Here is a 14,308-nt window from a genome sequence, read left to right on the forward strand (position 1 = left end):
ACATGTCGGTTAATAAGAAACATACGAGTAGAGGAGCCGCATTATTAATTTTAATATTTGCTCTCCTCTTTTTTACATTGGCCCTCCGCTTTTTTTATATCCAAGCTACAGGAAAAGCAGAAGGACAAGCACTCGCTGCTATTGCCCAAAAACAGCATATGAGAAAAACTGTAATTGAAGGACAAAGGGGAACCATATATGATCGGACAGGGGAAGCGATTGCCCATGATACAGGTGCATATACGGTTGTTGCCATTTTAGATCCTTCTCAAACGAAAGACCCAGAAGACCCGATGCACGTAACAGACCCGAAGGAAACAGCCAAAAAGCTCGCTCCATTGCTTAATATGGAAGAAGCGAAGCTTGAAGGGCTAATGTCAAAAAAAGGGCGCATTCAAGTAGAGCTTGGTCCAGGTGGACGAGATATTAGCAATACGATGAAGCGCTCGATTGAAGAGTTAGACCTTCCCGGCATTACGTTTATTCAAGATTCCAAACGTTTTTATCCAAATGGTGTGTTTGCTTCTCACATTATTGGCTATGCGCAAAAAAATGATGAGGGTAAAACAGTCGGTAAAATGGGCATTGAACAACTGTTTGATGAAGAGTTGAGCGAAACTGATGGTTATATGAAGTATGAAAGTGGGCAAAACGGTCTGAAGTTGCCGGATCCGAAAGAAGCGATTGTCCCGCCAAAAGATGGAGACGATGTCTACTTGACTATCGATAAAACCATCCAGACCTTTTTAGAAGATGCCATGAATCGTGCAGTACAGGAGTACAATCCTGAAAAAGCAATTGGAATTGTGGCAAATCCGAAAACAGGCGAGATTTTAGCTATGAGCAATCGGCCGAGTTTTAACCCCAATGTTAGAGATATTAATAACTTCGTCAATGATGCCATCGGCTATCGATTTGAACCGGGATCGACGATGAAAATCTTTACATTGGCCGCTGCGATTGAAGAAGGTGTTTATAATGGAGAGGAATACTATCAATCGGGTTCATACAAGGTAGGACCAGATCGAATTAGTGACCATAATAAGTCAGGATGGGGAAGCATTACTTTTAATGAAGGGATTCAACGTTCATCCAATGTGGCGATGGCCATTTTAGCGAATGAGAAGCTGGGAGCAGATCGACTTCTTCAATATTTACATCGATTCGGTTTCAATGGTCCGACAGGGATTGATATTCCTGGTGAAGTTTCCAGTAAACTTTTATACAATTATCCCATTGAACAAGTGACAACAGCTTTCGGTCAAGGCTCGGCTGTCACAGCTATTCAGCAAGTGCAGGCAGCGACTGCTATTGCAAATAAAGGAAAAATGATGCAGCCATACATGATTAAAAAAGTGGTGGATGCGACGACAAATGAAGTGAAAATGGAGACGAAACCGAAAGTAGCAGGTGAACCGATTTCAGCAGAAACTGCTGAAACAGTGCTGGATATTCTCGAGACCGTTGTCACATCTCCGCATGGAACAGGAAGACCATATGATATTGAAGGATACCAAGTAGCTGGTAAAACAGGAACAGCTCAAATTCCAGGTCCTGATGGAAGGTATTTGTATGGCCACGGGAAAAATATTTTTTCATTTTTAGGAATGGCGCCGAAAGATGACCCGTCTCTTATTGTTTATGTAGCAGTACAAAAACCTGAGCTTACGATGCAAGAAACAGGGTCTGCGCCTGTCTCGCTTATTTTTAATTCCGTGATGAAGAACAGTTTGCAATATTTAAATATTCAACCGGAAGAAGAGGAAGAGCCTGTTGTCAAAAAATCGAAATATGGAGTAGAGATGCAGTCATATACAGGAAAATCGACGGAATCAGCTACAGCTAAACTGAAGAAAGAAGGCTTTATTCCAGTTATAATTGGCAACGGAGGAAAAATTGAAGCACAGTCTCCTAATACAGAAGAGCGAGTAATGAAGGGGGAACGTGTTTTTCTAAAAACGAACGATAAAGCAACCGTTCCGGATTTAACGAATTGGTCTTACAGGGATGTTCTGCGCTTAAGTGAATTTTTATCTCTTCAACCGAGTGCGTTAGGAACAGGCTACGTAGTTAAACAAAATATGTCCCCGGGTTTGACTATCAAAGAAGGTGACTACTTAATTGTGGAACTAAAAACGCCGCAGCAGTTAATTGAAAGCCCGAAAGAGATGGAAGAAAAAGAAGAGTTGCGAGAGAAAGAAGCAAAAGAGGCGGAAAACCGACCACTTGATCAGTGAGTTCTATCTCAATTGGTACAAGCATATATTGGAACGAGCCGTAATGAAGGAGGTTCGGGAAGAAGATGCGTGTATCAACGGTTACCGTCCGCAAGCGTTTAACGTTCGTGTTGCTTGCTGGAATCCTAATCTTTTCAATTATTGATGTGCGACTTGGTTATGTTCAGTTTGTGCTTGGGGACATGCTAACGGAGAAGGCGAAGGGCTCATGGAGCCGGAATTTGCCTTTTGAACCTGAGCGGGGCGAAATTTTAGACCGTAACGGTGTACCGCTTGCGACAAATAAAAGTTCACCTACCGTATGGGTAATGCCGCGTCAAATCGAAGATCCGGCCACGACGGCAGAAAAGTTAGCGACTGTTTTGGATATGCCAAAGGAAAAAGCATACAAGCATGTAACGAAAAAAGTATCAATTGAGCGCATTCCGGAAGGGCGTAAAATTACGAATGAAAAAGCAAATGAAATCCATGCCCTTGGATTAAAAGGCGTTTATATTGGGGAGGATTCCCAAAGGCATTATCCTTTTGGCAGTTATTTAGCTCATGTGCTTGGATTTACGGGAATTGATAATCAAGGTTTAATGGGGCTAGAGGCATATTATGACGAACAATTAAGCGGAGAAAGAGGGTTTGTCAAACTCTACTCAGACGCTAAAGGTCAAAAAATGCCTGACATTGCTGATGATTACACAGCGCCTGTTGATGGATTGAACTTACAGCTAACGATTGATTCCCGTGTGCAGACGATTGTGGAGCGGGAATTAGATATTGCGGCAGCCACGTATAATCCGGACGGAATTATTGCAATAGCTATGAATCCTAATAATGGTGAAATATTAGCGATGGCGAGTCGTCCAAATTTTCATCCGACGGATTACCGGAAGGTTGATCCAATTATTTACAACCGTAATTTGCCAGTATGGAGCGCATATGAGCCTGGGTCAACATTTAAAATTATTACACTTGCCGCTTCTTTAGAAGAAAAAAAGGTTGATTTATTAAAAGATCAATTTTATGATGATGGAGCAGCAGAAGTGGGCGGAGCCCGGCTACGCTGTTGGAAAAAGGGTGGTCATGGCCACCAAAATTTTTTAGAAGTTGTTCAAAACTCCTGTAACCCTGGGTTTGTCGAACTCGGTGAACGGCTAGGGAAGGAGAAATTGTTTCAATATATTCGTGATTTTGGTTTTGGACAAAAGACTGGTATTGATTTACAAGGGGAAGGCAAAGGGATTTTGTTTCCACTGGAACGCGTAGGACCTGTTGAGCAAGCGACAACGGCGTTTGGGCAAGGGGTATCTGTTACACCAATCCAGCAAGTTGCTGCGGTGGCGGCTGCGGTTAATGGAGGAACTTTATACCAACCTTATATCGCCAAAGAATGGGTTGACCCAATCACAGGAGATGTCGTCAGCCAGCAACAACCGATAGCGAAGCAAAAGGTGATTTCTGAGGAAACATCCAAGCAAGTTCGTTTTGCCCTTGAAAGTGTCGTTGCCCAAGGATCTGGAAAAGGAGCATTTGTTGATGGCTATCGTGTAGGCGGGAAAACGGGTACTGCACAGAAAGCACAGGATGGAAGATATTTAGAAAATAATCATATCGTTTCCTTCATTGGCTTTGCACCTGCTGACAAGCCGGAAATTGTTGTCTATATTGCGGTTGATAACCCGAAAGGAACGGTTCAATTCGGTGGAGTGGTCGCTGCTCCAATTGTCGGTAAAATTATGGAAGATACACTGCCTGTTCTTGGTGTGAAACAAAGGGAAGGGCAAATTGAAAAAGAATTAACATGGCTGGATACACCTCTAATTCAGGTCCCTGACTTTACGGGGCTTTCCGCGAAAGAGCTTCAGCAGCAATTGTTGAACTTAAAGCTAGATCTCAGCGGAAATGGAGAAAAGGTTGTAAGTCAATCCCCGTCTCCTGGGACAAAAGTAAAAGAAGGTTCCACAATCAGGGTATATATGGGAGAGTCTTAGCCAGAAAATAGTAATAGTAGGCTTTCAGCTATTCCCCATCCCGTCTAAACGTGTAAATCGTCATACAAAACCGGTATTAGTGATATGAAGGAAACGGCTACCGGATTAATTCACGTATTAGGGAATAGGTCTTACTGACTGTTGTGACATGACAAGCCTTGGGGGAATTCCCCCGTGGCTTCTTTTTCTGTAAAATGGAGTTTGGAACAGTAAACTAGAGAGGATCGATTTTAATATGGATTTACGAACGTTATTGTCTTATTTGCACGACTTTACACCTGTACCGAAAGAAGAGGTCTCTATTACGTCCATTGAAATGGACTCCCGTGAAGTAAAACCGGGCTCTCTTTTTATTTGTGTGAAAGGATACACAGTCGATGGGCATGACTTTGCTGAAAAAGCCGTTAGCATGGGAGCTGTTGCAGTTATAGCAGAAAAGCCGTTGACGCTTAATGTTCCGGTGATTATTGTGAATAATACGAAACGAGCGATGGCTGTTTTAGCAGATGCTTTTTATGAGCAACCAACGCATAAGATGCATTTAATTGGAGTAACGGGAACAAATGGAAAGACAACCGTCACGCATTTGATGGAAAAAGTATTTCAAGCTGCGAAGCATAAAACAGGATTAATTGGCACAATTGAAATGCGTATTGGAGATGAGACCTTCGAGGTTAAAAATACAACACCTGAATCACTAACGTTGCAAAAAACCTTCTATCAGATGGTAGAGGCGAAGGTAGACACAGCTGTAATGGAAGTGTCGTCCCATGCACTTGATTTAGGAAGGGTTCACGGTTGTGATTTTGATGTAGCTGTATTCACGAATTTAACGCAGGACCATTTGGATTACCACCATACAATGGCGGATTACCGAAGAGCAAAAGGGCTTTTATTTGCGCAACTTGGGAACCGCTACGACCATCAAAAACCGAAATTTGCCGTCTTGAATGCAGATGATGCTGCGACAGAAGAGTTTATAAAAGGGACTGCAGCAACCGTCATTACATATGGAATCGACCGAAAAAGTGATGTGATGGCCCAAAATATTCACATTACAAATTCAGGGACGACGTTTGAACTAATCACACCACACGAGACAAAAAAAGTAAAAATGAAACTAATTGGGAAGTTCAGTGTATATAATGTACTAGCCGCTACTGCTGCTTGTTTAGTTTCTAATATTCCGCTTTCGCTTATCGTCAAAGAAATTGAGCGCATTGAAGGGGTGCCGGGACGGTTTGAAGTGGTAGATGAAGGACAGGATTTTACAGTGATTGTTGATTATGCCCATACCCCTGATAGTTTAGAAAATGTGTTAAAGACTGTTAAACAATTCGCAAAAGGAAATATATATGTTATTGTTGGGTGCGGGGGAGATCGTGACCGAACAAAAAGACCCATTATGGCTGAGATTGCCACCACTCTTAGCACGACGGCCGTCTTTACATCGGATAATCCGCGGAGTGAAGATCCAACCGAAATTTTAAAAGATATGACAGATGGTTTGTTGTCTTCCAATTATGTTTCCATTGTGGATCGAAAAGAAGCGATTGCTTATGCAGTGAAAAAAGCGAAAACCAATGATGTTATTTTAATTGCTGGAAAAGGCCATGAAACGTACCAAATTATTGGAAAAGAAGTACTACATTTTGACGATCGTGAAACAGCACGTAATTTGATTAGGGAGCGTAATTCGTAATGCAAACAAACAGACAGCTTATTTCCCTTTATACGGAGGGTACTTTAAACAAGGACCGAAAGGAGGGAATGACATGCTTGAGCAAGTAATTATATTTACGATGGCACTATCATTTTTAATTGCCGTCTTGCTTTCACCCATTTTCATTCCCTTTTTAAGAAGGTTAAAATTCGGTCAAAGCATTCGAGAAGAAGGACCGAAATCTCATCAAAAGAAATCGGGAACCCCGACAATGGGCGGGATTATGATTCTTCTCTCAATTATCGTAACAACATTGGTGATGACAAATAAATATTTAGAACCGACCATTGAAACATACTTGTTATTATTTGTAACAATCGGTTTTGGATTATTAGGATTTTTGGATGATTTTATTAAGGTTGTACTAAAGCGGAATCTTGGCTTAACATCAAAGCAAAAGTTTTTAGGGCAAGTACTTATTTCAATTATTTTTTATTTAGTCGCACAGCAACATGAGTTTTCCACTATTGTATCAATCCCAGGAACCGATTATTCAATTGACTTAGGTTGGTCCTACGTTCTCTTTTTAATTATTTGGCTTGTCGGTTTTTCGAATGCTGTAAACTTGACGGATGGCTTAGATGGACTGGTGTCTGGTACGAGTGCTGTCGCCTTTGGCGCCTTTGCTGTGCTTGCGTGGAACTATTCACAATTCGATGTAGCTATTTTCTCGGTAGCAGTAGTAGGCTCTGTATTAGGATTTTTAGTCTTCAATGCCCATCCTGCTAAAGTTTTCATGGGCGATACCGGTTCTCTTGCTTTAGGGGGCGCCATTGCTACAGTGGCCGTTTTAATGAAATTAGAAATTTTGCTTATTTTAATTGGTGGCGTCTTTGTGATTGAAACATTATCGGTTATCATCCAGGTTATTTCGTTTAAAACAACAGGGAAACGCGTCTTCAAAATGAGCCCGCTTCATCATCACTATGAGTTGAGTGGCTGGTCGGAATGGCGTGTAGTGGTAACATTTTGGGCAGTAGGATTATTATTTGCAATGCTTGGAATCTATGTCGAGGTGTGGATCTAATTGAAAACAGCGAATTTTTATCAAAATAAAAATGTATTAATTTTAGGGTTAGCTAAGAGCGGTTCGGCTGCAGCGAAGCTTGTTCATCAGCTTGGAGCGAATGTGCTTGTTAATGATCAAAAGCCTTATGAAGAAAACGAGGCGGCTCAACAACTTGAAAATGACGGTATAAAAGTAGTATGCGGAAGCCATCCGCTGGAGTTGCTCCAAGGGATTCAAGTCATTATTAAAAATCCAGGCATTCCTTATTCTAATCCTTTATTAGTAGAGGCAAATAAACGTGGCATTCCGGTTATAACAGAAGTGGAACTGGCCTTTCAAATTAGCGAAGCGCCATTTATCGGCATCACAGGAAGCAACGGGAAAACAACGACGACAACGCTTGTGTTTGAAATGTTGAAAGAAGGAAGTCGTTCTCCTTTAATTGCTGGGAATATTGGAACTGTTGCTTGCGAAGTAGCCCAAACAGCTAAAAATGATGATGTAATTGTGACAGAATTGTCCTCTTTTCAGCTCATGGGAATTGAAACGTTTCAACCTAAAATTGCAGCCTTTCTAAATCTTTTTGAAGCCCATTTAGATTATCATGGAACAAAAGAAGAATATGCGAAAGCGAAAGCAAACATCTTTAAAAACCAAATAGAAACAGATTATGCGGTAGTCAATGCAGATGATGAGCTCGTCATGAAGGTCGCGGAACAATATGATGGAACGATTATTCCGTTTTCATCGACTAAACCATTGGAAAAGGGAGCATATGTTCAAAACGGTTTTGTTTACTTTAATGATGAGCAAGTAATTGAAGTTGCGGATATCGTTCTCCCGGGGAAACATAATCTAGAAAACATTTTGGCCGCTGTCGCTATTGTGAAATTATACGGGACTCCGAATGAAGCGATCCGTAAAGTGCTTACGACCTTTACGGGTGTAAAACACCGTGTTCAATTTGTAGGCGAAGTGAGTGGCAGAAAATTTTATAACGACTCAAAAGCAACAAACATACTGGCAACGAAAGTGGCCCTTTCAGCTTTTTCACAGCCTGTTGTTTTACTAGCAGGTGGGTTAGACCGTGGCAATCCGTTTGATGAGTTAATTCCGTCATTCAAAAGTGTTAAAGCCGTCATCACCTTTGGGCAAACGGCGGAGAAAATTGAAAAAGCAGCAACAGAAGCGGGAATACAATTCGTTAAACGTGTCGATAATGTTGAACAGGCAGTTCCTGCAGCGTATGAATGGTCTGAAAGCGGAGATGTCATTTTATTATCTCCAGCGTGCGCAAGCTGGGATCAATTCAAAACTTTTGAAGAACGTGGTGACATGTTTATTCAAGCGGTGCATAAACTTAAGTAAGGGCTTGTCTGTTTGAACAGGAAAAAGAGTTAGATAAAGAGTTTGCACATTTTACGTTCAGCATATGTGTCATTCTTTTTCTGGCTCTTTTTTTCAAACACCCTAATTTATAGAAGCTAGAGGTGGGTCACATTGTCGACAAAAAGGTCTGCTCCTGATTTCATCCTTGTATTGCTCACCCTGTCGCTGCTGACTATAGGCCTGATTATGGTTTACAGCGCAAGTGCGGTATGGGCTACATATAAGTTTGATGATTCGTTTTTCTTTGCGAAAAGGCAAATGTTATTTGCTGGACTTGGAATTGTGGCGATGTTTGTCATTATGAACATTGACTATTGGACGTGGAGAACATGGGCGAAAGCCATCCTCATTGTTTGTTTCATCTTGCTTACACTCGTGTTGATCCCCGGAGTTGGACTTGTACGCAACGGATCCCAGAGTTGGATTGGTGTCGGTGCTTTTTCCATTCAGCCGTCAGAATTCATGAAGTTTGCCATGATTGCGTTCCTTGCCAAGTTTTTATCAGAAAATCAGAAAAAAATTACTTCTTTTAAACAAGGATTAATCCCATCTTTATCGGTTGTTTTCTTAGCATTTGGCATTATTATGCTTCAGCCGGATTTAGGAACGGGAACAGTGATGGTCGGAACGTGTGTGGTTATGATTTTTGTGGCAGGTGCTCGGATTAGCCATTTTATGTGGTTTGGCGCGGCAGGAGTGGCAGGGTTTGTGGCGCTTGTACTTTCCGCTCCATATCGCATTAAGCGGATTACATCGTTTTTGAATCCTTGGGAAGACCCTCTTGGAAGCGGGTTTCAAATTATCCAATCTTTGTATGCCATTGGCCCTGGTGGGCTGCTTGGACTCGGTCTAGGACAAAGTCGACAAAAATTCTTTTATTTACCAGAACCACAAACGGATTTTATTTTTGCGATTTTAGCAGAAGAACTTGGATTTATCGGAGGATCGCTCGTTTTACTGCTGTTTGGTTTACTGCTTTGGAGAGGAATCCGTATCGCCCTTGGTGCACCTGATTTATATGGGAGCTTCTTAGCGGTTGGAATTATTTCAATGATTGCCATTCAAGTGATGATTAACATCGGAGTAGTCACGGGCCTTATGCCTGTCACTGGCATTACCCTTCCATTTTTAAGTTACGGTGGTTCTTCTTTAACCTTAATGCTGGCAGGGGTTGGTGTCTTATTAAATGTTAGCAGATATGCTCGCTATTAATAGGCCTTGCAGGTATAATAAGGATATGTAAAGGGAAAACACTTGATGGATGGAGATGTCCCGAAAGCCAATGTCGGCTTTCGGGACATCCTCTTTAAATTTAAACAAAATGTAATGTAAAGATGATTGAATGGATATATATTTATGATATGATGTGAGAAGTCAAATGAACGAGGTGGATTATAGATGAAAGTTTTAGTAAGCGGCGGCGGTACAGGGGGACATATTTATCCAGCCCTTGCTCTTATTAATGAAATTAAAAAGTATCATAGAGAAGTAGAATTCTTATATGTAGGGACAGAAAAAGGGCTTGAAAGCACCATCGTCAAACGAGCGAATATTCCGTTTAAATCGGTTGAAATTTCCGGGTTCAAACGAAAAGTATCCTTTGACAATGTGAAAACGATCATGCGTTTTTTAAAGGCTGTTCAAATGAGCAAACAATACATACGTGAGTTCAAACCAGATGTGGTGATTGGGACAGGTGGGTATGTGTGCGGACCTGTTGTTTATGCTGCCCATAAATTAAAAGTACCGACAATTATTCACGAACAAAACAGCGTCCCTGGCTTAACAAATAAGTTCTTAAGCAAATATGTAGATAAAGTCGCCACTTGCTTTGAGCAGGCAGCTTCTTATTTCCCTGAAGAAAAAGTTGTGCTAACGGGGAACCCTCGTGCATCGGAAGTTCTTCATCAAGATGGAGATAAGGGGAAAGCTTCCGTTGGATTGACGCCTGGAAAGAAAGCTGTCTTAATTGTGGGGGGAAGCCGTGGAGCGAAACCGATTAATGATGCGTTGTTAGAAATATTGGGAAAAGTTTCTGAAAAAGATTATGAGTTTTTGTATATCACGGGAGATGTACATTATGATAAAGTGTTGGAGGAGGTCCGCCATGTAGGAAATCCACCGAATGTTATTATTAAACCTTTCGTTCACAACATGCCTGAAGTATTGGCTGGTGTGGATTTAATTGTGGCGCGGGCAGGAGCGACGACCTTAGCAGAAATTACAGCGCTTGGCCTTCCGAGCATTTTAATTCCGAGTCCGTATGTAACGAACAATCACCAAGAAAAAAATGCGCGGGCGTTGAGTGATAAAAATGCGGCTATACTATGTTTAGAACAGGAGTTAAGTGGGGAATCACTATTACATAATATTGACCGTATTTTAACAGACTCACAACTTCTACAAGAAATGAAGCAGTCATCCAAACGACTTGGCATTCCAGACGCAGCCAATCGCTTATATAAAGTCATGATTGATTTAGTCAAATAAAAGTAAGCACCTAAGCTAGGCTTCGGTTCATATGATAAAGAAACACATCAAGAATAACGTACAAACATGTAGGAGGATGTTATGGAAGTTTTAGAAAAGGAATTGTTACAGGCAAATGTCGGGAAAGTGTTGAGAGATGAACCGCTTGCAAACCATACGACTATGAAAATTGGCGGACCAGCCGATTTGTTCGTCGAACCGAACAGCCTTGACAACTTGAAAACAGCAATGTCTATTATTACAACACATGGTGTAAAATGGCGGGCTATCGGCCGCGGTTCGAATTTGCTTGTGTCAGATAAAGGCATTGAAGGAGTAGTGATTAAGCTTGGTAATGGTCTTGATCACTTACAGGTTGACGGTGAAACAGTTACGGTGGGCGGAGGCTATTCTTTAATCAAGCTTGCAACCATCATTAGTAAACAAGGATTGTCCGGGTTAGAGTTTGCTGGTGGTATTCCAGGCTCAATCGGTGGAGCAGTTTATATGAACGCTGGGGCACATGGTGCGGATATGTCTACAATTTTGAAAAAAGCTCTTATTCTATTTGAAGACGGGAAAGTGGAATGGCTCTCAAATGAAGAACTAGGATTCTCTTACCGTCATTCTATTTTGCAAACAGAGCGTCCGGGCGTTTGTTTAGAAGCTGTACTTTGTTTGAAAGCTGGCTCAAGAGACGAAATTGTGGCCGCGATGCAAAAAAATAAAGATTATCGTCGTGAAACACAGCCGTGGAATTATCCATGTGCTGGAAGTATTTTCCGTAATCCGCTACCTGATTATGCAGGAAACTTAATTGAAAAAGCCGATTTAAAAGGCTATTCAGTTGGCGGTGCTCAAATTAGTACACAACATGCCAATTTTATTGTGAACACTGGCCAAGCGACAGCTGAAGACGTCTTGAATTTGATTGAACATGTGAAAACAACCATTCGAGAAAAGTTTGGTGTTACTATGCAAACGGAAGTCGAGATAATCGGTCGATAGTCGTTGTAAAAAAACACTCTTCCTGTTTTTGACATGTTGTTTCTATGCTATAATAAGCGTATCCAAATACTTGGTCACTGGCGCACAAACCTTATGAACAATAAGGATTGTGCGCTTAAATGATAAGGGTGAAGGGATTATGGAAAAAGGAAAAATTATTTTACTGGAAGACCGTTTGCCGAAGTTAAAGGAACAGCGGAAGCAAAAAACAAACCGAAGGCTTATTTTTTACATTTCACTGTTTTTCATCCTTATTTTACTCATTATTTATACGCAATCATCGCTCAGTAATATTGCTAGGATAGAGGTGTCCGGCAATCGTCATATAGCAGAAAAAGACATCGTCTCAATGAGCGAGCTGACTACGGATACAAACTATTGGGGCTTCGATAAGGAAGAAGTGCAAGAGAAAATTGTAGCGCATCCGGAAGTGAAAAATGTCATTGTAAGTAAAAAAATACCTAATATAGTTGAAATTGAGATAGAAGAATATGAGCGGGTTGCTTACGTTGTGGAAAAGGGTAGCTATTTCCCTATTACAGAGAAAGGGAAAGTTCTCGAGGCGATTAAAGGAGAGCCGCTATCATCAGATGCACCGCTTCTTATTAATTGGGACAAGCCTGAAGTGATTCAAGAAATGGTAGAAGAACTGAATAAGTTGCCGGAAACCATTGTCCGTTCTATTTCAGAAATTCATCATACTCCGGAAGAATCGGATTCGCTTCATATTACCTTATATATGAACGATGGAAGGGAAGTTAGTGCGACGATTCCTGATTTCTCAAGCAAAATGACCGCTTACCCAGGAATTGTCAATCAATTGGATCCGAATCAAAAAGGAGTTATTCACCTAGAAGTAGGGTATTACTTTGAAGCGTACGAAGGAACGAAAGAGGTGGAGGAAAATGAGGAGGAGAGGTAAGTATGTAATCCTGTCACTCGTTTTTCTAGTGTTAGGTTTTATGATCTCTTATTCGTATCAGTTTACGAAAAGTGAATCGGCTAATCAAATTTCGAGCCGCCAATGGACAAATGAATATCAATACCGGAATATGCTTATTGAGCAAGAACAGCTGAATCGCGAACTGCAAAAAGAATTATTTGAAAAACAGAAACAAGTTCGGGAGATTGAAGAGGAGTTTGCCAACGAAGAGCAAATTTTGTTCAATCTCGTAGAAGATGTAGAGAAACTACGCATGTACACAGGGAAAATTGGAGTAAAGGGACAAGGGGTAGAAGTAACATTGGAAGATGCTTCATATATTCCAAATGAAGAGAATGTTAATAACTACATTGTTCATGAGAGTCACGTGTTTAACGTCGTTAATGAATTATATATTTCAGGTGCTTCAGCTATTTCCATTAATGGACAGCGTTTATCCAAAGACTCGTACATTTCCTGTAATGGCCCAGTTATTACGATTGATGGAAAGCAATTCCCTGCTCCTTTTGTTATTACAGCAATAGGAGACCCCAATGTTTTGTACCCGGCTTTAAATATTGCAGGCGGAGTAAAAGAGCAGCTTGTAGAAGATAATATTGTAGTGAAAATGACTAAAAAAGATGAAATTATACTAGAGCCGGTTATTCATTCAGAGAATAATGCCTAACTTGCTCGATACCTGCCGCTTTATGAAAGGTCTCAACCATTGCTCGCTTCCATCATATTAGAGCGATTAGTTTCGCAAGAATGGTGGAAAAGGCGGCAGGGCATCTAATTGTTAAGGTGTAGTGTGTTCAAAGAGGTTGGTCTCGAAAAGAAGGAAGGGATTTGTGGTTGAACAGCAAGAAACAAATTCAATTCACATTTATCACAGTCGTTATCGGCTTTATGGTTGCAGTCATGTTTGAAACGACGAAGCAGCCAGTGGTGCGCGATACGAGGGACATGTGGCAGCTTCGAGAAGACTTGAAAAGAGAACAACAATTACAAGCAACAATTTTAAAGGAAATTCGTACATATGAAGAACAGCTTCGGAACTACGAAGTAGAACAAAATAACAGTAAGAAAGAAGCTCTTCAACAAACTTTAACGAAGCTCCAACGAGAAGCAGGGCTGACGGAAGCAAAGGGGCCTGGTCTGATATTGACAGTGGAGCCTCTTTTTGATGAATCTATCATTGGTCAAGAAATAAAGAGCGTTTCTCCAGAACTGCTGAAAAGACTTATTAATGAATTGAATTCATATGAGGCTGAAAACATAGCGGTAGCGAATCAGCGTATTATTACAACATCAGTTATAAGAGATATTAATGGGCGGACGAAGGTAAATGATTACTGGCTAACTCAGCTACCGTTTAAAATTATGGTCATTGCCAAAGATGCAGAAAAACTGTACAATCGCATGCAAGTTTCGAATGCACCGGATGAGTTTGCTGTCGAAAATTTAAAACTGACGATTTCACAACCTTTAGATGAAGTAACAGTGCCGGCTTACAATGACGCGATACGAGTAAAAAATATTTCCCCTGTAAATTCGAAATAGAAAGGA

General features: G+C 41.0%; 11 protein-coding genes. All 11 read left to right on the top strand.

Going from position 1 to position 14,308, the window contains the following annotated elements; all coding sequences use genetic code 11:
- Positions 1-2 precede the first annotated feature (2 nt).
- The 11 genes from ACXAEO_RS04565 to ACXAEO_RS04615 all read left to right on the top strand — a co-directional run bounded on the left by ACXAEO_RS04565 (position 3) and on the right by ACXAEO_RS04615 (position 14,302).
- Entirely contained in the window at positions 3-2,237 is a 2,235-nt protein-coding gene (locus ACXAEO_RS04565) for a penicillin-binding protein (protein WP_474878507.1), read from the top strand.
- Between the two features lie 65 nt (positions 2,238-2,302).
- On the top strand, positions 2,303-4,219 hold the full coding sequence (locus ACXAEO_RS04570; RefSeq protein ID WP_474878509.1) for a stage V sporulation protein D: 1,917 nt from the start codon (positions 2,303-2,305) through the stop codon (positions 4,217-4,219).
- A 235-nt stretch (positions 4,220-4,454) separates the two neighbouring features.
- On the top strand, positions 4,455-5,921 hold the full coding sequence (locus tag ACXAEO_RS04575; RefSeq protein WP_474878511.1) for a UDP-N-acetylmuramoyl-L-alanyl-D-glutamate--2,6-diaminopimelate ligase: 1,467 nt from the start codon (positions 4,455-4,457) through the stop codon (positions 5,919-5,921).
- A 73-nt stretch (positions 5,922-5,994) separates the two neighbouring features.
- A complete protein-coding gene (gene mraY, locus ACXAEO_RS04580) occupies positions 5,995-6,969 on the top strand; it encodes a phospho-N-acetylmuramoyl-pentapeptide-transferase (protein ID WP_474878513.1) in 975 nt (324 codons plus the stop codon).
- Positions 6,970-8,319, top strand: coding sequence for a UDP-N-acetylmuramoyl-L-alanine--D-glutamate ligase (gene murD / locus ACXAEO_RS04585; RefSeq protein ID WP_474878515.1), 1,350 nt, complete (start codon positions 6,970-6,972; stop codon positions 8,317-8,319).
- A 132-nt stretch (positions 8,320-8,451) separates the two neighbouring features.
- A complete protein-coding gene (gene spoVE, locus ACXAEO_RS04590) occupies positions 8,452-9,552 on the top strand; it encodes a stage V sporulation protein E (RefSeq protein ID WP_474878517.1) in 1,101 nt (366 codons plus the stop codon).
- 186 nt (positions 9,553-9,738) lie between these two features.
- Entirely contained in the window at positions 9,739-10,830 is a 1,092-nt protein-coding gene (murG, locus tag ACXAEO_RS04595) for an undecaprenyldiphospho-muramoylpentapeptide beta-N-acetylglucosaminyltransferase (protein WP_474878519.1), read from the top strand.
- A gap of 81 nt (positions 10,831-10,911) precedes the next feature.
- Entirely contained in the window at positions 10,912-11,817 is a 906-nt protein-coding gene (gene murB / locus ACXAEO_RS04600; protein ID WP_474878521.1) for a UDP-N-acetylmuramate dehydrogenase, read from the top strand.
- A 139-nt stretch (positions 11,818-11,956) separates the two neighbouring features.
- Entirely contained in the window at positions 11,957-12,739 is a 783-nt protein-coding gene (locus tag ACXAEO_RS04605) for a cell division protein FtsQ/DivIB (protein WP_474878523.1), read from the top strand.
- Positions 12,723-13,427: a DUF881 domain-containing protein gene (locus ACXAEO_RS04610; RefSeq protein ID WP_474878525.1), complete on the top strand. Its 705-nt coding sequence runs from the start codon at positions 12,723-12,725 to the stop codon at positions 13,425-13,427. The genes ACXAEO_RS04605 and ACXAEO_RS04610 overlap by 17 nt, the downstream gene beginning before the upstream one ends.
- Positions 13,428-13,594: 167 nt before the next feature.
- Complete coding sequence (locus tag ACXAEO_RS04615; RefSeq protein ID WP_474878527.1) at positions 13,595-14,302, top strand: DUF881 domain-containing protein; 708 nt, start codon at positions 13,595-13,597, stop codon at positions 14,300-14,302.
- The last annotated feature ends 6 nt before the right edge of the window (positions 14,303-14,308 follow it).

It is taken from the genome of Bacillus sp. ABA4_010 (assembly GCF_056159105.1).

Bases quoted from the DNA above. Each gene is read 5' to 3' on its own strand.
- ACXAEO_RS04565 (WP_474878507.1), top strand. From the start codon at position 3: ATGTCGGTTAATAAGAAACATACGAGTAGAGGAGCCGCATTATTAATT.
- ACXAEO_RS04570 (WP_474878509.1), top strand. From the start codon at position 2,303: ATGCGTGTATCAACGGTTACCGTCCGCAAGCGTTTAACGTTCGTGTTG.
- ACXAEO_RS04575 (WP_474878511.1), top strand. From the start codon at position 4,455: ATGGATTTACGAACGTTATTGTCTTATTTGCACGACTTTACACCTGTA.
- mraY (WP_474878513.1), top strand. From the start codon at position 5,995: ATGCTTGAGCAAGTAATTATATTTACGATGGCACTATCATTTTTAATT.
- murG (WP_474878519.1), top strand. From the start codon at position 9,739: ATGAAAGTTTTAGTAAGCGGCGGCGGTACAGGGGGACATATTTATCCA.
- murB (WP_474878521.1), top strand. From the start codon at position 10,912: ATGGAAGTTTTAGAAAAGGAATTGTTACAGGCAAATGTCGGGAAAGTG.
- ACXAEO_RS04605 (WP_474878523.1), top strand. From the start codon at position 11,957: ATGGAAAAAGGAAAAATTATTTTACTGGAAGACCGTTTGCCGAAGTTA.
- ACXAEO_RS04610 (WP_474878525.1), top strand. From the start codon at position 12,723: ATGAGGAGGAGAGGTAAGTATGTAATCCTGTCACTCGTTTTTCTAGTG.